Origin of the sequence: Stenotrophomonas sp. T8 (assembly GCF_051853085.1) — a bacterium.
Lineage (GTDB): Bacteria > Pseudomonadota > Gammaproteobacteria > Xanthomonadales > Xanthomonadaceae > Stenotrophomonas > Stenotrophomonas sepilia.
The window spans coordinates 4,366,358-4,386,001 of sequence record NZ_CP195329.1; the positions used below are offsets into that span (position 1 = coordinate 4,366,358).

A 19,644-nucleotide genomic window follows, 5' to 3' on the forward strand; every position below is an offset into this window, starting at 1 on the left:
GCGCATGCTGACCCGTGCCCTGATCGTCGTACTGGCCATTCTCAATCTCGGCGTCGCCTGCTGGTGGCTGCTGCGCGATGCGCCGCAGAAGCCTGCGCCTGCGCCGCAACCGGCTGGCGTCGCCGAGCTGCGGTGGGTGCCGGGTGGCGCGGATGCCAATGCCGCAGCCGAGGCCACTGCGGCCGCCCCGACCGCACCGCTGATGGAGCGCGAACCGGCGGCGAAGACCGCGGTGGCTGCGACGCCCGCGCCCGTTGCGCCGGCAAAGCCGGAGATCGCCAGGCCGCAGGTGGCTGACGCTACGCCGGTTGCTGACGCTGCCAAGCCGGGAACACCGCCTGCACCCGTTCCGGCAGCGGAAAAGCCCGTAACCCCGCCCGCGGCCGCCGAGCCGCCGCGCTGCGTCGCGCTGGGCCCGTTCGCCGACCGCGCTGCCGCCAGCAGCGCGCAGGACAAGGCCGGCACGCTGCTCAGCCAAGCGCGCCTGCGCGAACAGCCCGCTGCCAGCGGCAGTGCCCGCTACCGGGTGATGCTGCCGGCCGCCGCCAACCGTGACGAAGCCCAGGCCACCGTGAAGCGCATCGTCGCCGCCGGCCTGAGCGACTACTACATCATCAGCCAGGGCGAGGAGGCCAACGCCGTGGCGCTGGGCCAGTACCGCAACCGCGAAGGCGCCGAACGGCGCATGGCGGCGGTGCAGGCCGCCGGCTTCCAGCCGCGCCTGGTCGCCAGCGGCGACGCCGGCCAATGGTGGCTGGAAGGGCAGCTGGCGGCGGGCACGCAGCCGGCCCAGGCCCAGCAGCGCAGCGGCGCGGCGCAGAGCCGGTCGCTGGAATGCACGCGGTTGCGCTAGAATCCCCTGACCGCGGCGCTGCCGCCGGTGCACCACCCATGCCGCTTTAGCTCAGTTGGTAGAGCAACTGTCTTGTAAACAGTAGGTCATCCGTTCGATTCGGATAAGCGGCACCATCTTCGATCCCTTGGCATCCGCACATGTCCACGGAGAACAATCAACCTGCTGCAATGGCGGGTTTTTTTGTGCGTTGCCGTTCTGGGGAAGAATGGGGGCCTGCAGACAAGCTCACCGTGGCACCGCAATGCCCCTTTTGAGTTGACTGCAACGTTGGAGCATACGTTCGCCGGATTGCTCCTTGAGTTGAATGCCGCCATTAGCGAGAAGGGGATAGGTCTCGAGACGGACGCGATAGGCCGCTTGCGAAGACAGCTGCACTGCATCGTCGTCCGTGCCGATGGCGGCTCCAGGCAGCGAATCTTCTCGAACAACGCCGTTCACCTGAAGCTGTGCGCAGATGCCGGCGTAGTAGGCGATGCGTTCATCAAGCGCCTGAGGGTGTCTTGTGGCATGACCTAGCGCATGGAATGTCTCGTGTGCGACCAGATCGACAAGGTTCGCAACAGTCCGTTCGCGGTCGTCATGTATCGAAGCCGCAAGTGCCAACGTCTTCCCACCCGAGAACGATCCAAAAGTACGCGACTGTATAGTCGCGGCGGTATCCGTTGGCGCGAGAAGGATCCTGTATCTGTTCGCCTTTGCTTCTATCCATGATTCGGAGAACCTTGCTGCTGCATCAATGCGCTTGCAGGTATCTGCAGCATCAACCTGTGATCCTGCAGCCATCATGAGCACGATTTTGTGCTGGGTATGCGTGCACTGAAACGATTCCAGAGGCGGCAAGCTTCTGTGCCCCGGAACAATGGACAGGGACCGGAAGTAGCGGAATGGCCCGAGAGGCGTGGACACCAGCTCGGTGTAGCCATCCGGCGGGATGCCTTGTGGCAATCCGATCGGTGTGGCACAGCCTGCCAGGAGGGAGGTTGCGAATGCGGCGAGTACGACTCCTTTCATCCTTTCTCCCAAAGGCGCGGGCGCTTAAGGCGCACCCGCATCTTCTGTTGTTTACTACATCTCCATGCACAAGTGCGGCGACGGGTGGTTGACGCAATCCCGTCCTTCGAACTCCAGGTAGTAGCTCGCCTTGATAATGCCCTCCTGTTTGGCCTGCCCAGCGATAACCTGCGGGCCACTACCGTATGCCGAATGGAAGGGGAGCAGGTCGTAGCTCAAGGCATCACCATTACCCACATTGGCGTAAATCCAAGCATTCACGGCGTTTGGGTCTGCAACTCGGATCACTGTGCCTGTCCTGACCCATGAAAACGTCTGGGACGCGCTGATTGCGCCCGTAGCGACGTTCTTTACCCGAAGTACCGCATTGCCCGTGGCAGGATACGGTATGGTTGATCCGGATGTATCCAGCTCAAACATCGCGGCATCTGGAAGCACGCTAAGAGACGACAGCAGGGAGTTGTAAATGCTCTTCTTCCCACCACCGTCCCCTTCCCAGATAACTTCCATACCCGCCTTGCATTCCCCTCCACCTGTTTGTTTTCCGCTGCACTCGCCATAAGCTCGAACACTCTTCAGATTGCAACCTGTGAACAGGAGTGCGCTTCCCAATGCGATAGTGGAGGCGGCCAATATGCTCTTGGAATTCATTCTCATGCTAGATCTCTCCTTGGTCTAGAAGGATGCGTGGTGCACCGTGGTTTCGAAACCACGCGGAGCAGTTGACATGAGATCGACAGGGGTGGATGTGACTTCGGTCTTGGTATTGAGTATCTGTCGGTGTCGTCGAGTATCACCCTCGGTAACGAGTCGCGCGTGTGCGAGTGCAAGGAAACATTCCACAACGAAGTAGAATCCAAGTGGTTGTGCAGATGCTCTCGCCAGCTACCTCCCACCCACCTGCAACGCCACATACTCCGCCAGCCCCCGGCAGGCCAGCATCAGCCCTTCGCGGGTGCCGTCGCCGATGTCGTCCTTCTCTTCCCCGTCCACGCGCACGCGCTCGGTGGCGTGATACAGCTCCAACAACGACACCAGGCCAACCGCGGCGCGATCCCGGCGCGCGGCGGCCACCGCTTGGCCGGGTGTGCTGGCGGGCCCCGTCCACGGCTGTCCATCGGCGGCATCACCGGCGCGGATGCGCTGCAGGCAGCTGGGCAGGTTGATGGACGCAGGCGCTTCGTTCGCAGCGGCGAAAGCGGCTTCCAATGGCTGCGCCAGTTCAGGTGGCAGGCGCAGAGCCGCCTCGCCGAGGGTGGCGGTCAGGTACGGGTGGTAGGTTCTGGACATGCGGGCATCCTCGGCAGGAACAGAGGTGCCGCCACGGCAGGGTGGCGGGCGATGCGTGGCTTCCAAGACCGGGAATCGATGAGCCGGCGGGCACGGGGCCCCCACGCACCGCCCGCCGTCGATCGGCGAACGGATTGCCAGCCGGCGCCGCTTGGGAAGACGGCGCCGGCTGGCAAGCGTATACAGCATCGATTACGCGGGCTTGGAAGACCCGGCCACCTTTGCAGGTGGCGATTCATCATGCGCACGTGAAATCACCGCCTGCCAGTCGTTTGTTTCGATGGCATCGGGAGATCTGAAAGGAAAAATGAATTATCGCGTTTGGCCCGTTTCGGGCATCGCAATGCCAGAAGCGACAGATTGCGCAGTGGCGCCATCAGCGAGAAATCTGCCCGAACCATCGCTGCCGTATGCCCTGAGCTGGCCCACGAAGTAAAGGTGACTTAACAGCCCGGGCAAGGCTCCACAGCTACCATAGCAAACACAAACGCCCGAATGCGCTGCCGGCTTTTTTGATTCTCCTCACAGACCATTTGCAGACCCCCGACACATACTGGGGATACATGCCCTTCGGAAGCCGCACATGCGTCGCCATGCCCTGTCGCTCACCTCCGCATTGTTGTCCGCCGCTTTCGTGGCCCCGGCCATGGCCGCCGTGCCGTTCTTCAACGCCAGCTGCCCGGGCGACATCGATGTTCACGCAGACGATGGCGGGTCGGTCTATGTGCAGGGCCGCGAGGCCACGCTGAAACGTTTCAACGACCGCTATTTCGAAGCCCGCGACGCCAACAGCGGCATCACCCTGTCGATCAGCCGCAGCGATGACGGTACGCCGCAGATCAGCTATACCGGCCGTGGCGGCGCCAACGGCATCTGCCAGGTCAGCGCCAGTGGAACATCTGCGCCCGCCGCAAATGGCGCACACCCGCGCGAGGTTGCTACCGGCGACGCCGCGCTACCGCGCGAAGTCACCTGCGAATCCACTGACGAGCAGCAGGTGTCGTGCGATCTGAATACCCGCGGCAATGTGGAAATCGTGCGCCAGCTCAGCCACACCCGATGCGAGGAAGGTAAGAACTGGGGCCTGTCGCGGCACTCGGTGTGGGTCAATGGCGGCTGCCGCGCGGTGTTCCGCAATGTGTCTTCGGTGACCACCCCGGCGCCGGCAGGCGATACCGCGTTGGGCGCCTGCAACATGCGCAAGGGCGCTCAGGGCGCGCTGGTCACCCAGATGCCGGTGGGCAGCGATTACCAGGAACTCATCATCGATTATCCGGATGGCCGCTTCCTGTGCATGATGCGCAACAGCGGCCAGGTGCAGAGCCTGACGCCGGTTCGCCGCCGCGGCGGTTGAGGCGCGGCGGCGGCGTGTCTAAGGGGGCAGCGCGGTGCGCGTTGCCCCCCGTCCCGCTACTGCTGGTTCACCGGGTCGTTTCCCTTCTTGTAGGTGTAGCCGGTTACGTCCCAGCCGCCGCCATGGCCGGATGAGGGTTCCACCCAGGTGAATTCCCACGTCTGGATGGAGCCGTCGGGAAGCAGGTTTTCCACCCGGTAGATCTCACCGGGAATGCCCTGGTCCGGCAGCTTGCCGGGAATCGATTCGTCCGAGCGTGCAGACGCACGGCCTACGGAGACTGCCTGTCGTTCCACCTGTACGTTGCCGTAGCCCTGCGGGGCGAACGACGGCTTCACCCGCTGCGCCACCCAGTCGAGTACCTGGCGTGCGCCTGCCGTCTGCATGGGATACGCATCGGAGGTCACCGTATGCGTGATGCGTTGCGAGGGTGCACTGGCAGCGGCGGGAAACAGTCCGCCCAGGGCAATTGCCAGTACCGCAAGTCCATTGAGTGCATGTTTCATGCGCGTGGAGCTCCATGATTGAGGAAGTGAGGCGGCACCTTCAGGGTGCCTGCGCAGCGTGGACACAACAACAGCCTTGCGTAAGAGGCGAAACCGACCGGGATGTGAGGTGGATCGCGGAAGGTCCAATTCCTGACGACCCAGCGCTGGAATGCCTGACCGGATACGGCTGGCAGGCCGCGGCGATCTGACCCATGCCCTGCTGCACCGCCGCGAGTGGTGTCACACAGCTCTGGCTAGACTGTGCTTCTTTTTCCGCACCGCAGGAGGCACCCATGGCCCATCCCATTTCCGTATCCCTGATTGGCGTTCCCACCGATGTCGGTGCGGGCCATCGCGGCGCACGGCTGGGGCCGGAGGCGCTGCGCGTGGCGGGCCTGCCGGAGGCGCTGGAAGCGCGCGGCGTGGACGTGCGCGACGTGGGCAACCTGCATGGCCCGCGCAACCCGTGGACCGCGCCGGTGGAGGGCTACCGCCACCTGGATGAGGTGGTGGCCTGGAACCGCGCACTGATGGAAGCCAGCTACGCCGAGCTGCAGGCCGGGCGCATGCCGATCATGCTCGGTGGCGACCATTGCCTGGGCATCGGTTCGATCACCGCTGTCGCGCGCTGGTGCCGCGAGCAGGGGAAGAATCTGCGCGTGCTGTGGCTGGACGCGCATTCGGACTTCAACACCAGCGATGTCACGCCGTCGGGCAACATCCACGGCATGCCGGTGGCCTGCCTGTGCGGCCTCGGCCCGGACGCGCTGACCCGTCTGGGCGGCAGCGCACCGGCGATCACCCCGGCGCAGATGCACCAGATCGGCATCCGTTCGGTGGACCCGGAAGAGAAGCGCCTGATCAAGACCCACAAGGTGGATGTCTATGACATGCGCTACATCGACGAGAACGGCATGAAACGCGCGGTGGAAGCGGCGCTGGCCGGCATCGATGAGAACACCCACCTGCATGTCAGCTTCGATGTCGACTTCCTCGACCCCAGCATCGCGCCGGGCGTCGGCACCACGGTGCCGGGTGGGGTGAACTATCGGGAGGCGCAGCTGGTGATGGAAATGATCGCCGACACCGGGCGCATGGGTTCGCTGGACATCGTCGAGCTCAACCCCTTGCTGGACAAGCAGAATGCCACCGCCGAACTGGCCGTGGACCTGGTGGAAAGCCTGTTCGGCAAGTCCACCCTGATGCGCGACTGACCGTCCCCTGCTGAACGGATCGCCGAACCGTTCACGCCCGCTCCACGCCCCTGCCGCCAGATTGCACTTCACGCGGCGGCAGTGGGCATTGGTGCCCTCCCGCCGAGCGAAAGAATCCCATCCGCGAATGAAGCGGTATAGCGGCGAACCCAAGGAGAAGCCCATGAAGCGCGTAGTTGCCCTGATGCTGTTGTCGATGTTCTCGGTGGCCCTGCTGGCCGGTTGCAACACCGTGGCCGGTGCCGGCAAGGACGTGCAGAAGGCCGGTGAAAAGGTTGAGGATGCCGCCAAGGGCCGTTGAGCCTGAAGTGGAACGGAAAGCAAAAAGGCCGGGGGGATCTCCCCGGCCTTTTTGCTTGCGCGTTTCTCTGCAGCCTACGTGTCGAAGCGTAGTGAACCATTCAAGCAGGTGAGCGTGTATTTCATTGGCGGTTGACCGGCATTCAACAGCGGCTGCGCGAAGCTGGAGCCACGGTAAGAACGCCGTTGCAATCAAGGACTCCCAGCAATGAACAAAGACATCATTTCCGGCAAGTGGTCGCAGCTGAAGGGCAAGGCGCAGGCCAAGTGGGGCGATCTGACCAACGACGATTTCGATGTGGCCGAAGGCAACGCCGAGTATCTGGCCGGCCGCCTGCAGGAACGTTATGGCTGGGCCAAGGACCGCGCGGAGAAGGAAGTGCGTGAGTTCCAGGACGCGGTGAGCAAGGACTACCCGGACTACAAGTAAGCGCTTTGGTTTCCCCCACAACACGACGCCCGCACCGTGAGGTAGCGGGCGTCGTGTTGTCTGCGCGGGACGATCAGCGGGCCGGCGGGTCCGGCACGTAGCGGTTGGGGAACGCCTGCGGTTCGCGCGGCAGGCGCGAGGGCGCATCGACCAGGATGCCGCGCGCACGCAGGTTGCGGGCGCTGTCGTAGCGCAGCTGCAGAACCTGGGCCGGGCTGCGGCTGGCCCGTTCGAAGTCGGTATCGCGCACCGAAGAGTGTTCACGTGCGCCGTGGCCGGTGCCCAGCGCTGGCGCCTGCGACTTGCTGGCATAGCCCTCGATGCGGCTGGCACTGGCGTCGGCGGCAGCCTCGGCTTGCGCGGTCGGTGCCGGCAGCGGCACGCCACGTCGCAGGATCGGCTGCGGGTACCAGCGACGCGCCTCCTCGAACACCGCCACCCCGACCACGCCGATGTTGTCCGGGCGGCCGGTGCGACTGGCATAGCTGCCGCTGGGGCTGCTGAACACGAACTGCGCCACTTCGTCCTGGCTCTTGCGCCAGCCGGTGATGTCGGCGCGCTGGCCGGGATTGAGCACGTAGCCGGTCTGCGAGGGATCGGCATCTTCGCCGGAGATGGCGTTGACGCCGTCCACCGACAGCACCACCAGCACCCGACGCGGGCTGTCGTTGTACAGGCGCACGGCGTAGCGGTGGCCGCGCTCGCCGGCCACCCAGCGCTGGCCCTCGGCGGAGTAGCTGCGCAGTTCGGTACCGCGGTCGCGGTCGACCAGGGCCATGCGTACGGGGCCGCCGTCGTACACCGGTGGCGGCATGGGCGCCGGGCGGAAGCCGGCCAGGGGCAGGATCAGCAGCAGGGGCAGCAGGCGTTTCATCGGGCGTCTCCAGCGGGGTTGGGTGAATGAACGCGCCGCGGGCCCTGACGGGGTTGGTGGCGTGCAAGGTAAACTGGCCCCGTTCATCGAAGGTTACCCCACGCAGTCATGACGACCCGAGTCCTTACCGGCATCACCCCCTCCGGCACGCCCCACCTGGGCAACTACGTTGGCGCCATCCGTCCGGCCATCGCGGCCAGCCGCGCGCCGGGCATCGAGAGCTTCTTCTTCCTGGCCGACCTGCACAGCCTGATCAAGTCGCAGGACCCGCAGCGCACCCAGCGCGCGACCCTGGAGATCGCGGCCAGCTGGCTGGCCTGTGGCCTGGACCCGGAACACGTGTGGTTCTACCGCCAGAGCGACATCCGCGAGACCACCGAGCTGATGTGGTTCCTGACCGCCATCGCCAGCAAGGGCATCCTCAACCGCGCGCACGCCTACAAGGCGGCGGTGGACAAGAACCGCGAGGAAGGCGTGGACGAGGACGCAGGCGTCAGCGCCGGCCTGTTCATGTACCCGGTGCTGATGGCGGCCGACATCCTGATCTTCAAGGCCAACCAGGTACCGGTGGGCCGTGACCAGATCCAGCACATCGAGATGGCGCGCGATTTCGCCCAGCGCTTCAACCACGTGTACGGCAAGGAGTATTTCCCGCTGCCGGACGTGGTGATCGACGAGCAGGTGGCGACGCTGGCGGGCCTGGATGGCCGCAAGATGAGCAAGAGCTACCACAACACCATTCCGCTGTTCGTGCCGCGCGAGGAGCTGAAGAAGCTGGTGTTCTCGATCCTGACCGACTCGCGCGCACCGGGCGAGCCGAAGGACACCGAGGGCTCGGCGCTGTTCCAGATGTACCAGGCGTTCGCCACGCCGGAACAGACCGCGGAATTCGCCAGGGCCTTCGCCGCCGGCATCAGTTGGGGCGACGCCAAGCAGCAGCTGTTCGAGCGTATCGACAGCGAGCTGTCGCCGCTGCGCGAGCGCTACAACGCGCTGATGGCCGAGCCGGAGAAGATCGAAGCGTTGCTCAAGCGCCGTGGCCAGCAGCTGCGCGAGCAGTTGGCGGCACCGCTGCTGGAAGAACTGCGCCACGCCGTGGGCCTGCGCGACCTGTCCACGGCGGGCGACATCGCCAGCGAAGATGCCGGCGTGGCCCGCGTGGCGCCGCCGCAGTTCAAGCAGTACCGCGAGAAGGATGGGCGTTTCTACTTCAAGCTGACCGCTGGTGACGGCACGCTGCTGATCCAGAGCGAAGGCTTCGATTCGCCACGTGATGCGGGCCAGCTGATCGCGGTGATCAAGCAGGCAGAGCAGGGCGACCAGCTGCAGAGCGAGCTGTTCAAGCTGGGCGCCGAGGTGGACGCGGTACTGGCCGCCCTGGCCGCGCTGCGCGAAGCGGCCTGATCGCCGGGCGTAGAGTCGAGCCATGCTCGACTCGGCTCCGCCTCTGTAGAGCCGAGCCCACGCTCGGCTGCTTTGCTACCCAGCCGAGCATGGGCTCGGCTCTACAGGGAAGCCCCCCGCCGGCACGACCGTGGCACAGCACCCATGGCATGATGTCCGCGCGCCTCTGGCGCGATGACATGGAGTCTGCGATGGCCTGGTTGTCGCTGCTGCTGTTCCTGCCCTGGTTCCTGCTGCTGGGCAGCCTGTACTGGCTGTTTCCGCGCCAGCCGCGCAGCGCGCGGCGGCGCCTGTTCGATGGCACCACCCTGGTCGTGGCGTTCGCGCTGAGCATCGTGTCGATGCTGTGGGGCTACCGCATTGGCGTGGTGCAGCCCGGCGCCGGCCCGATCTGGCCGCAGGTGCTGGCGGTGCTGTATGCCTATGGCGCGTTCCTGGCGGTGCTGGTGCTGGCGTTGCTGCTGCGGCCGCGGTTCGGATTGCGTTCTGGCTGATCGGTAGTGCCGGCCGCTGGCCGGCACATGCATTCTCCCGGCCATCCCGAGGTTGCCGGCCAGCGGCCGGCACTACCCGACCAAAGCCGCATCGAACCCGGGCCGCCTGCGCGCCTACCATGGGCGTCTGTTCACGAGACTGCCAGGTGCGTGCCGATGACCGCCGACCCCAGCATCCACACGATCGATACGGGCTTCCAGCGCCCGGACTTCGACGCGGCCTACCTGATCGTTGAAAACGGCCGCGCGGCCTTCGTCGACTGCGGCACCGGCCTGTCTGTGCGGGCGATGCTGCAGGCGCTGGCGGATGCCGACCTGGGTGTGGAAGCGGTGGATTGGTTGCTGCTCACGCACGTGCACCTGGACCACGCCGGTGGTGCAGGCCTGCTGATGCAGCAGTTGCCGAATGCGAAGGCGGTGCTGCATCCGCGCGGTGCGCCGCACATGATCGACCCGACCCGGCTGATTGCGGGTGCGACGGCGGTGTACGGCGCCGAAGAGATCGCGCGCAGCTACGGCCGCATCGAGCCGATTCCCGAACACCGCGTGGTGGTTGCCGAAGACGGCCACCGCATCGATCTCGCTGGCCGCGAGCTGGTGCTGTTGCACACGCCGGGCCACGCACTGCACCATTATTGCGTGTGGGATGCTCGCAGCCGCAGCTGGTTCACTGGCGATACGTTCGGCATCTCCTACCGCGAGCTGGACAGCGCGCAGGGCGCTTTCATCTTCCCGACTTCCTCGCCGGTGCAGTTCGACCCGGAGGCGATGAAGGCCTCGATCCGACGCATGCTGGGCTACGGCCCGCAGGCGATGTACCTGACCCACTATGGGCGCGTGGAGCAGGTGCAGAAACTGGCCAACGACCTGTTCGAACAGATCGATGCGATGGCCGCGATCGGCCGCCAGTGCGATGGCCGGCCGGACCGCCACCGCTGCCTGCTGGCCGCACTGCAGGCGCTGTACCTGGAACGCGCACAGCTGCATGGCTGTGCGCTGGACGATGCGGCGGTGATCACTGTTCTGGCGATGGACATCGAACTCAACGCGCAGGGCCTGGCCTGCTGGCTGGACCGCATCAGCAGGTAGAGTCACGCCCTGCGTGGATGACGTGGGCCCAGGCTGCGCCGTGATGTCACGACCACGTTACACTCTGGTGACTTCCAAGCTAGCCGTGGTACTGCCGTGAATCCGATGCGCGTGTTGCTGCTGTCGTCCTGCCTGTTCGTCGGGGGCCTGGCCCATGCGGCCAACGACCTGCCGGGTGGCGGCATCGATCCGCAGGCACTGTCGCGGCATGTGCGCGTGCTGGCGTCGGATGAGTTCGAGGGCCGCGCACCGGCCACCGAAGGCGAAGAGCGCACGGTGCAGTACCTGATCGAGCAGTTCCGCAGCTACGGCCTGCAGCCGGGGGGCGTGGACGGCAGCTGGGTGCAGCCGGTGCCGCTGGTGCGCGCGCAGCTGGAGGGTGCGGCCAAGGCCAGCCTGTCGCTGAAGCAGGGCAAGCGTGCGCTGGCCAATGGCGTGGATGTGACCCTGCAGAGCCTGCAGCCGCGCAAGCGCGTGCAGATCAAGGATGCACCGTTGGTGTTCGTCGGCTACGGCATCGACGCACCGGAACGCCACTGGAACGACTACAAGGACGTGGACCTGCACGGCAAGATCGCCGTGGTGCTGATCAACGACGCCGACTTCGAGGCCGATGCGCCGGGCGCGTTCGATGGAAAGGCGGTGACCTACTACGGCCGCTGGACGTACAAGTTCGAGGAAGCCGCACGCCGGGGTGCCGAAGGCGTGCTGATCGTGCACGAGACCGCGCCGGCCGCGTATGGCTGGGCCACGGTGAAGAGCTCGGGCACTTCGCCGCTGTTCGACATCGAGCGCGGCCAGGCCGAAGCGATGGCGCAGCACACGCCGCTGCGTGGCTGGATGCAGCGCGAGCTGGCCGAAGCGATCTTCGCCGACGCCGGCCTCGACTTCGATGCGGAGAAGCGCAAGGCGATGCGTGCCGACTTCCGCCCGGTTGCACTGGACAACGCCAAGCTGAGCGTGGATTTCGCGCTGAAGCGCGAGCAGGTGGTGACCCGCAACGTGGTCGCCAAGCTGCCCGGTGGTGAACATGCTGACGAGGCCGTGATCTTCTCCGCGCACTGGGATGCGTTCGGTATCGGCCAGCCCGACGCCAAGGGCGACCGCATCCGCCGTGGTGCGATCGACAACGCCACCGGCGTGGCCACGGTGCTGGAACTGGGCCGTGTGTTCGCCGCTGGCCCGCAGCCACAGCGCACGCTGTACTTCGTGGCACTGACCGCCGAAGAGAAAGGGTTGCTGGGCGCCAGCTACTACGCCGCCCATCCGCTGGCGCCGCTGGACAAGACCGCTGCGGTGCTGAACATCGAGATGTTCAGCCCGGATGGCCCGACCCGCGACATTGCCTCGTGGGGCAAGGGCCGGGTGTCGCTGGAAGGCGATCTGGAGCGCGTGGCCAAGGCCCGTGGCCGCAGCTACAGCCCGGACCCGAACCTGGAAGCCGGCTTCTTCTACCGCGCCGACCACTTCGCCTTTGCCCGCCTGGGCGTGCCGGCGATCACCATCGGCCCGGGCCTGGACAAGCTGGACGGTGGCGTTGAAGCCGGCCGCGCGCTGCGCGAGAAGTACTTCGCCGACTGCTATCACCAGACCTGCGATGCCTGGACGCCGAGCTGGGACCCGAGCGGCCACGCTGCCGACACCCTGCTGGTCTACGACCTGGGCGCCGAGCTGGCCAACAGCCGCCGCTGGCCGACGTGGGAAAAGGAATCGGAGTTCCGCGGCGCGCGCGACAAGAGCGAAGCGGCCCGCCGTTGAGTAATGCCGGCCGCTGGCCGGCAACTCCCTGCTCTTTCCGGAGGTTCATGAGGTTGCCGGCCAGCGGCCGGCACTACCGAAAGACGGCGGCTTTGCCGGCCAGCGGCCGGCACTACCCGCGCCGTCGCAGCAGCTTCCACGCGCCCCAGCCGCCGGCGGCGAGCGCGGCCAGATAGCACGCCGCCATCGTGCGCAGGCCGACCAGCGGCCCCGCGTTGACGCCGCGATGCAGCCGCAGGTGCAGCGAGCTGTGGCCGCTGCCCAGGTCCATCGCCAGCTGCAGCGCCAGCGCGGCGCAGAACACCAGCAGGGCGACCCCGAACCCCGTGCGCGGCCACGTGGCCTGCGCGTTGGGGCGGCGCAGCACCCAGGCCAATGCCGTGGCTGCGGCCAGCGTCACCGCGATCCACATCAGCGCGGTGGCGGGAGACGTAGCGGCCACCGGCATTGCACCAGTGGCCGCGATCAGGGCAACGCGCTTACTTGCGGGTGCCGTCGAGCCAGTTCGGGCCCTTGTTGGTAAGGAAGAACACATAGACCACCAACGATACCGCGATCGTGGCGGTCACGTAGATGGCGAACCAATCGACGTGGCCGGTCTTCAGCGCGCCCTGGTACAGCAGCGGGGCGGTGCCGCCGAACAGCGAGTTGGCCAGCGCATAGCCCAGGCCCACGCCCAGTGCACGCACGTGGGTGGGGAACAGCTCGGCCTTCACCACCGCGTTGATCGAGGTGTAGCCGGTGAGGATGACGAATGCCAGCGCCAGGGTCAGGAAGGCCAGGGTGGCGTCATGCTGGTGCGGCAGCTGGGTGATCAGGTACCAGCTGTACAGCACGCCGCCGACGCCGAAGAACACCAGCAGGGTCTTGCGGCCGATGATGTCCGACAGCCAGCCGCCGACCGGTTGCAGCACCATCAGGAAGGCCAGCACGCCCAGGTTGATCAGGGTGCCGGTCATCGGGTCGTTGCCGGCGAAGGCGCTCTGGATCATCTTCGGGCCGTTCACCGAGTAGGTGTAGAAGGCCACGGTGCCGCCAGCGGTGATCAGGAAGCACAGCAGCAGCGGCCGCCACTGGTGCACGAACAACTCGTACATCGAACCGGACTTCTTTGCCTTGCCCTCGCGCGCGGCCTCGATCGACGACTCCGACAGCGACTCGTCCATGCCCCGGCGCAGCCAGAACACCACCACCGCGGCGATGCCACCGATGCCGAAGGCGATGCGCCAGCCCCACTCGGAGATCTCCGGCTTGCCCCAGAAGGTCAGCATCAGCAGCAGGGTCAGCTGGGCCAGCACGTGGCCGCCGACCAGGGTGACGTAGTGGAACGAGGACAGGAAGCCGCGACGGCCCGGAATGGCGGCCTCGGACATGTAAGTGGCGCTGGCACCATACTCGCCGCCAGTGGCGAAGCCCTGCAGCAGGCGCGCGAACAACAGGATCACGGCGGCCCAGATGCCGATGCTGGCGGCGGTGGGGGTGATGGCGATGAGGAACGAGCACAGCGCCATCAACGTGACCGAGACGGTCAGCGCCAGGCGGCGGCCGTGGCGGTCGGCGAAGCGGCCGAAGAACCAGGCGCCGATCGGGCGCATCAGGAAGGTCGCCGCGAAGATCGCCCACACGTACAGGGTGGAGTTCTTGTCGTCCGGCGAGAAGAACTGCGATTCGAAGTACACGGCGAACACCGAGTACACGTAGACGTCATACCACTCCACCAGGTTGCCGGCGGAGCCTTTGAGGGTGTTGGAGATCGACCGCCGCAAGGCGGCGCGGTCGTTCGCGGGGACAACAGGTTGGGACGTGGTGCTCATCTGGGTGGAAATCCTCGATGCGGTGCGTCCGTGCGCAGGGAAAACGGCGTCCGGCCGTGGGGCGGCGCGGCCGGGCAGCCTTCTTGGTACTGCATCGGCCGTCAACACGGGGTAGCAGACCAGAGCAGGGTGCATGGATGGATGACAGCGTGCCACCGTATGGGGTCCCGGACCATACTCAAAACGTCCTAGAATCCGCCTTCCCCCGGCTCCCTGGTGTGTCATGTCGGCTCCCCCCTCTTCGTCTGCGGCTGCCCCCCGGGGTGGCCTTGTCGCGCTGGCACTGCTGCTGGTCTACGTGGTCTGGGGCTCGACCTATCTGGGCATCGCCAAGGCCCTGCACGGCGGCGCACTGCCGCTGACGATGGTCTCCGGCAGCCGCTTCATCATTGCCGGCGGCCTGATGTTCCTGGCCTTGCGCCTGTTCTGGAAGCTGCCGAACCCGACGCTGCGGCAGTGGCGCAACCTGGTCATCATGGGCGTGACCATGCTGGTGCTGGGCAACGGCATGGTGGTGCTGGCCGAGCGCGAGGTGTCCTCGGGCCTGGCCGCCACGGCGGTGGCCTCGGTGCCGCTGTGGATGGCGCTGTTCTCGGCGCTGCGCGGGCAACATGCCAGCCGTGGTGAGTGGCTGGGCATCGCCATCGGCTTCCTCGGCGTGGTCTGGCTCAACGCCGGCAGCAGCCTGACCGGCTCGCCGACCGGGCTGGTGCTGCTGCTGATCGCGCCGATCGGCTGGGCGTTCGGTTCTGTGTGGGCACGCGGCCTGGACCTGCCGGGCCCGTTCATGACCGCGGCCGGGCAGATGATCTGCGGCGGCGTGCTGCTGGTGCTGATCGGCCTGGCGGTGGGCGAGCGCCCGACCACGCTGCCCGATACCGGTGGCCTGCTGGCAATGGCTTATCTGTGCGTGTTCGGCTCCATCGTCGCGTTCACTGCCTACGTGTGGCTGCTGCAGAACGTGCGCCCGGCGCTCGCGGGCAGCTACGCGTATGTCAATCCGGTGATCGCGGTGCTGCTGGGCGCGCTGCTCAACGGTGAGCGCTTCGGTTGGCGCGACCTGCTGGCGATGGCGGTGATTCTTCTGGGTGTGGTGGTGCTGACAATGGCAAGGACGAGAAAGAAGTGAGCATGGACGAGAAAGAACAACGCCGGGGCCTGCTGGTCACCGCATCCACCTTCGTGATCTGGGGCCTGGTGCCGGTCTATTGGCACCTGCTCAACGAGGTGCCCTCGTTCCAGATCATCGCCCACCGCATCATCTGGAGCACGGTGCTGGTGCTGGGTTGGCTGTTGATCAGTGCGCGCCTGGGCTGGTGGCGGAAGATCGCCGCGCAGCCGCGCGCGCTGCCGATCCTGCTGGTGTCGAGCCTGACCATCGCCTTCAACTGGGGCCTGTACATCTGGGCGGTCAACGCCGGTCATGTCATCGAGACCAGCCTGGGCTACTTCATCAACCCGCTGGTGAACGTGCTGCTGGGCGTGCTGGTGCTGAAGGAACGGCTGCGCCGGCTGCAGTGGGTAGCGGTGGCAATGGCGGCGGTGGGCGTGGCCTGGCTGACCATCGATGCAGGTACGCCACCGTGGATCGCGCTGGGCCTGGCCTGTTCGTTCGGCCTGTATGGCCTGCTGCGCAAGCTGGTCTCGGTCGACCCGGTGGCCGGCCTCGGCGTGGAGAGCATGTACCTGTTCCTGCCGGCGCTGGCGTTTGCGATCTGGGCCGAGAACGGCCACGGCGGTGCGTTCTTCCATGGTTGGGGCTGGCGCAACGACCTGCTGCTGATCTTCGGCGGCGCGGTCACCGCCGTACCGCTGATCGGCTTTGCCTACGGCGTGAAGCGCATTCCGCTGTCGCTGGTCGGCATCCTGCAGTACATCGCGCCGAGCCTGCAGCTGCTGCTGGGTGTGTTCTTCTTCCATGAGGCATTCGACACTGCCAAGGCGATCGGGTTTGCAGCGATCTGGGCTGGCCTGGTGCTGTTCGTCGGCGACAACATCCGCACGATGCGCGCCAAGCGCTAGCGCCGGCGGGGATCCGGCCCCGCTTCCACGAAAAAAAGAACGGCGCCCCGAGGGGCGCCGTTCTGCTTCCATCCACGGCCAGGAGAGAGGGATGGCCGTGGCGGGAACGCGGTTGCAGGCTTAGAAGCGCTGCTGGTACTTCATGTACATGAAGCGGCCGATGTCGAAGCCACCGTAGTAGGTGAAGCTGCTGTTCGGCTGGCTGTACATGATCGGGCCCTGGTGGTTGAACACGTTGTTCACGCCCAGCGACACGGTGCCATCCCACGGCAGGCTGTAGCGCACCTGCAGGTCGTGGAAGGTGTTGGAGCCCACCTTGTTGGTCGGCGAGGCGCTGGTGTACGACGAGTTGAAGCCCGGCATGTTGCACTCGTCCATGTACGAGCACTTCTCCTTCATGCTGGAGTAGTAGCGCGCGGTCCAGCCGATGCCGAGGTCGCCATACTGCCAATCCAGGTTGAAGGTGGAGCGCACGCGGAAGTCGCCCGCCCAACCGGTACGCTGTTCCACCGGGGTGGTGGCGGCGCTGTCGTTGCGCTGCTCCAGGTAATCGGTGTAGGTGGTGTTCCAGTTGACGGCGAACTTGCCGAACGCGGTTTCCGGCAGGCGGTAACGCACGTTGATGTCATAGCCGGCAGTTTCGCGGTAGCCCGCGTTGACCAGCGAGCGGTCCAGCGAGTTGACCTGGCCGTTGCTGCCACGGGTGAAGCGGCCACAGGCAGCATCCGAACCCTGCACGTAGCACTGTTCCAGGATGTTGGTGGCCGACTCACCGACGATGGCGTTGTCGATGCGGATCTTCCACCAGTCCAGGCTGACGTCCAGGCCCTGCACGAAGTCCGGGCTGTAGACCAGGCCCACGGTCCAGGTCTTGGCGGTTTCCGGCTTCAGGTCCGGGTTGGAACCCGAGCTGAAATCGGTGGTGGCCTGCTGGCCGGGCTTGGTGGCCACGCTGCCATCGCTGTTGAGCTGGCGGAAGTTGGCCGGCACCTTCAGCGCCTGGCAACGGGCAGCGACGGCCGGGCTGCTGGCGGCGGTGCCGAAGGAGGTATCGCACGGGTCGGTGAACGAGTCGCGACTGCTGACGGTGCCGCCATACAGGTCATCCACGGTCGGCGCACGGAAGCCGGTGCCGTAGGTGGCGCGCACCAGCAGGCTGTCGATCGGCTTCCACTTCAGGCCGAACTTGCTGTTGGTGGTGGAACCGAAGTTGTTGTAGTCCGAGTAGCGACCGGCCACGTCCAGCGACAGTTCGCGGGCGAACGGCAGGTCGGCCAGCAACGGCACCTGCAGTTCCAGGTAGGCCTCGTTGAGCGAGTAGTTGCCGCGGGTCGGCTGGCCGCTGGTGCCGGCGATCTCGCCCTTCTGCACCTTCATGTCCGGCGTGTAGCTGGCCTCCTCGCTGCGGTGCTCGAAGCCCATCGCGGCCAGGATGTCGCCGGCCGGCAGGGTGAACAGCGAACCGGAGATGTTGCCGCTGGCGACCTTGGTGGTGCTCTGCATCTTGTCGACGAAGCGGGTGAACAGGTAGTCCTGCACGTCCTGGTTGCTCAGCGAGCCCGGGCCGGTGTAACCCATCGGGGCAGCCGGGTTCCACGGCACGCAGCCGGCGATCACCGCGCCCGGCGCACCGCAACGGGCCACGTTGCCGTCCATGAAGGACGGGCCGACGGCCAGGTTGACGTGCGGCTGGTACATGCTGCCGGTACCGATGCGCTCGCCTTCGTTGCGGTTGTACATGTAGTTGATGTTCCAGTCCCAGTACCGCGAACCGGTTTCGAAGCTGCCTTCCAGGCCGATGCTGGCGCGCTTGGTTTCCAGGTTGTTCTCGGTGCCGCGCGGCAGTTCCTCGGTGCGGTGCGCGAACAGCGCATCCTGGCCCCACAGGTTGAACGCGCTGTCCTTGGACAGGGCGGCACGGCTGCCATTGCGGGCCTGCGCGGCGCTGACCGAGTACGGGTAGCCGGCCAGGTGCTTGGTCGACTCGCGCTTGCTGTACAGCGCGTCGGCGACGATGCGCAGGTTGTCGGTGATCGAGAAGCCACCGTTGGCGAACACCGAGGTGCGCTCCAGGCCGGTCAGCAGGCTCATGTTCGACTTGGTGTTGGCACCATCGGCCGGGTCCGGCGCATGGAAGTTGCCGGCCTTGCTCGGGTCGCCGCCCGGACCCACGGTCAGGTTCTTGCCACCGACGGTGACGTAGCCCCACGGCGTGTTGCCGTTGAGGCCATCGTTCGGGTGGCGCGGGCCGTTGGTGTAACGGCTGAACTCGCGGTCCTTGCCCAGCACCTCGTCTTCCTTGGTGCGCTCGGCGCCCACGCTGAACCAGCCGCGCTCGAAGGTCTTGCCGAAAGTTGCACTGTATGCGCGCTTCTGGCCGTCACCCTGGCCGTACTGGCCGACATAGACGCTGGCTTCGCCACCATCGAAATTCTTGCGGGTGATGATGTTGACCACACCGGCGATGGCATCGGAGCCGTACAGCGCGGAGGCGCCGTCGGTCAGCACTTCCACGCGCTCGACGATGGACGACGGGATCGAGGCCAGGTCGGAGTAGCCGCCGGCGCTGACGCCCATGCGGCGGCCGTCGATCAGCACCAGGCTGCGTTCCGGGCCAAGGTTGCGCAGGCTGACGTACATGCCGCCGAAATCGCGCGAAGAAGTCAGCGACGAGGCGCGGCTCATGCTCGGCGCCCCGGCGGCAGGAATGTCCTGCAGGATGTCGGCGACGTTGACGTAACCCTTCTTCTCGATCTCGGCGCGGTTGAGCGCGACCACCGGCTGTGCGGTTTCGACACTGGCCTGGCGGATGCGCGAGCCGGTGATTTCGATGCGGTCGAGGTTGGTCGGGGTATCGCCGGCGCTCTGTGCGAAGGCGGGGGTGGTGCAGCTGGCGGCCAGCGCGATGACGATCGCGTTGCGCAGCGGATTGGTTTTCAGGGACATCCGTGAAATCTCGTGTTTCAGTAAAAACATGCGCCCGTTCTATGGGCGCGTGGGGTGCTGCAAACCAACGTGGGGGGCGCGATTCTAGAATGTTTCCATTCGTACCTGTTTGTCTCGACGCCGCTGGAAGTGCGCGAAGATGAATCGCAACCAACAATCCACAGATGCACTGTGCGCAGCGTCACGCGCACTGCGTTTGCGATGAGTAGAGGCATCGATAGCGGCACAGAACCGCCACGCTTGAGCGGTTGCGGCAACACGCCGCAGTGCGCACTTGTACGCAGGTGCCTATCCGTTGCG

19 protein-coding genes and 1 tRNA gene are annotated in these 19,644 nt (G+C 66.0%); 12 read left to right on the top strand and 8 right to left on the bottom strand.

The features are described 5' to 3' along the window. The first annotated feature begins 4 nt into the window (after positions 1-4). Together ACSDHM_RS20115 and ACSDHM_RS20120 are read left to right on the top strand one after the other, a co-directional pair. Positions 5-853, top strand: coding sequence for an SPOR domain-containing protein (locus ACSDHM_RS20115; RefSeq protein WP_188241605.1), 849 nt, complete (start codon positions 5-7; stop codon positions 851-853). A 40-nt stretch (positions 854-893) separates the two neighbouring features. Further along, positions 894-969 (top strand) — tRNA-Thr (locus ACSDHM_RS20120). Positions 970-1,081: 112 nt separating this feature from the next. Here ACSDHM_RS20120 and ACSDHM_RS20125 read toward each other — a convergent pair. The 3 genes from ACSDHM_RS20125 to ACSDHM_RS20135 form a co-directional block, all read right to left on the bottom strand. Beyond that, positions 1,082-1,867, bottom strand: a complete 786-nt coding sequence (locus ACSDHM_RS20125) for a hypothetical protein (protein ID WP_439426529.1) — start codon at positions 1,865-1,867, stop codon at positions 1,082-1,084. A gap of 54 nt (positions 1,868-1,921) precedes the next feature. Further along, positions 1,922-2,524, bottom strand: coding sequence for a hypothetical protein (locus tag ACSDHM_RS20130; RefSeq protein ID WP_143592544.1), 603 nt, complete (start codon positions 2,522-2,524; stop codon positions 1,922-1,924). 228 nt (positions 2,525-2,752) lie between these two features. Continuing rightward, positions 2,753-3,157, bottom strand: coding sequence for a hypothetical protein (locus ACSDHM_RS20135; protein WP_088497255.1), 405 nt, complete (start codon positions 3,155-3,157; stop codon positions 2,753-2,755). Between the two features lie 583 nt (positions 3,158-3,740). Here ACSDHM_RS20135 and ACSDHM_RS20140 point away from each other — a divergent pair. After that, complete coding sequence (locus ACSDHM_RS20140; protein ID WP_111007553.1) at positions 3,741-4,511, top strand: DUF3011 domain-containing protein; 771 nt, start codon at positions 3,741-3,743, stop codon at positions 4,509-4,511. A gap of 56 nt (positions 4,512-4,567) precedes the next feature. Here the strand turns inward: ACSDHM_RS20140 and ACSDHM_RS20145 are convergent, their stop codons facing one another. Further along, positions 4,568-5,017, bottom strand: coding sequence for a hypothetical protein (locus ACSDHM_RS20145; RefSeq protein ID WP_053498765.1), 450 nt, complete (start codon positions 5,015-5,017; stop codon positions 4,568-4,570). Positions 5,018-5,292: 275 nt separating this feature from the next. On the opposite strand from ACSDHM_RS20145, the gene rocF reads away from it, so the two are divergent. The 3 genes from rocF (at position 5,293) to ACSDHM_RS20160 (ending at position 6,943) form a co-directional block, all read left to right on the top strand. After that, on the top strand, positions 5,293-6,213 hold the full coding sequence (gene rocF / locus ACSDHM_RS20150; RefSeq protein ID WP_439426530.1) for an arginase: 921 nt from the start codon (positions 5,293-5,295) through the stop codon (positions 6,211-6,213). A gap of 163 nt (positions 6,214-6,376) precedes the next feature. Beyond that, complete coding sequence (locus ACSDHM_RS20155; RefSeq protein ID WP_005407710.1) at positions 6,377-6,514, top strand: entericidin A/B family lipoprotein; 138 nt, start codon at positions 6,377-6,379, stop codon at positions 6,512-6,514. Between the two features lie 207 nt (positions 6,515-6,721). Next, positions 6,722-6,943, top strand: a complete 222-nt coding sequence (locus ACSDHM_RS20160; RefSeq protein ID WP_004153772.1) for a CsbD family protein — start codon at positions 6,722-6,724, stop codon at positions 6,941-6,943. 73 nt (positions 6,944-7,016) lie between these two features. Here ACSDHM_RS20160 and ACSDHM_RS20165 read toward each other — a convergent pair whose 3' ends face one another. Next, positions 7,017-7,817 carry a hypothetical protein gene (locus ACSDHM_RS20165; protein WP_061478774.1) on the bottom strand — a complete coding sequence of 267 codons (801 nt, stop codon included), beginning with the start codon at positions 7,815-7,817 and terminating at the stop codon, positions 7,017-7,019. 108 nt (positions 7,818-7,925) lie between these two features. On the opposite strand from ACSDHM_RS20165, the gene ACSDHM_RS20170 reads away from it, so the two are divergent. The 4 genes from ACSDHM_RS20170 to ACSDHM_RS20185 all read left to right on the top strand — a co-directional run bounded on the left by ACSDHM_RS20170 (position 7,926) and on the right by ACSDHM_RS20185 (position 12,562). Continuing rightward, the gene (locus ACSDHM_RS20170; protein WP_088497253.1) at positions 7,926-9,221 is read left to right on the top strand and encodes a tryptophan--tRNA ligase; all 1,296 of its coding nucleotides are present in this window, start codon (positions 7,926-7,928) and stop codon (positions 9,219-9,221) included. Between the two features lie 191 nt (positions 9,222-9,412). Then, on the top strand, positions 9,413-9,715 hold the full coding sequence (locus tag ACSDHM_RS20175) for a hypothetical protein (RefSeq protein WP_032954673.1): 303 nt from the start codon (positions 9,413-9,415) through the stop codon (positions 9,713-9,715). Between the two features lie 156 nt (positions 9,716-9,871). Beyond that, positions 9,872-10,804: an MBL fold metallo-hydrolase gene (locus ACSDHM_RS20180; protein ID WP_088497252.1), complete on the top strand. Its 933-nt coding sequence runs from the start codon at positions 9,872-9,874 to the stop codon at positions 10,802-10,804. Between the two features lie 105 nt (positions 10,805-10,909). After that, positions 10,910-12,562: a M28 family metallopeptidase gene (locus ACSDHM_RS20185; RefSeq protein ID WP_151355163.1), complete on the top strand. Its 1,653-nt coding sequence runs from the start codon at positions 10,910-10,912 to the stop codon at positions 12,560-12,562. 112 nt (positions 12,563-12,674) lie between these two features. Here the strand turns inward: ACSDHM_RS20185 and ACSDHM_RS20190 are convergent, their stop codons facing one another. Together ACSDHM_RS20190 and ACSDHM_RS20195 are read right to left on the bottom strand one after the other, a co-directional pair. After that, positions 12,675-13,010, bottom strand: coding sequence for a hypothetical protein (locus ACSDHM_RS20190; protein ID WP_227836902.1), 336 nt, complete (start codon positions 13,008-13,010; stop codon positions 12,675-12,677). Between the two features lie 31 nt (positions 13,011-13,041). Further along, a complete protein-coding gene (locus ACSDHM_RS20195; RefSeq protein ID WP_005420583.1) occupies positions 13,042-14,376 on the bottom strand; it encodes an MFS transporter in 1,335 nt (444 codons plus the stop codon). A gap of 223 nt (positions 14,377-14,599) precedes the next feature. On the opposite strand from ACSDHM_RS20195, the gene yedA reads away from it, so the two are divergent. After that, positions 14,600-15,505: a drug/metabolite exporter YedA gene (gene yedA, locus ACSDHM_RS20200; protein ID WP_005420582.1), complete on the top strand. Its 906-nt coding sequence runs from the start codon at positions 14,600-14,602 to the stop codon at positions 15,503-15,505. Next, positions 15,502-16,398: an EamA family transporter RarD gene (gene rarD, locus ACSDHM_RS20205; RefSeq protein WP_065178981.1), complete on the top strand. Its 897-nt coding sequence runs from the start codon at positions 15,502-15,504 to the stop codon at positions 16,396-16,398. The genes yedA and rarD overlap by 4 nt, the downstream gene beginning before the upstream one ends. A gap of 120 nt (positions 16,399-16,518) precedes the next feature. Here the strand turns inward: rarD and ACSDHM_RS20210 are convergent, their stop codons facing one another. Beyond that, positions 16,519-19,344: a TonB-dependent receptor gene (locus tag ACSDHM_RS20210; protein ID WP_119706161.1), complete on the bottom strand. Its 2,826-nt coding sequence runs from the start codon at positions 19,342-19,344 to the stop codon at positions 16,519-16,521. Positions 19,345-19,644 lie beyond the last annotated feature (300 nt).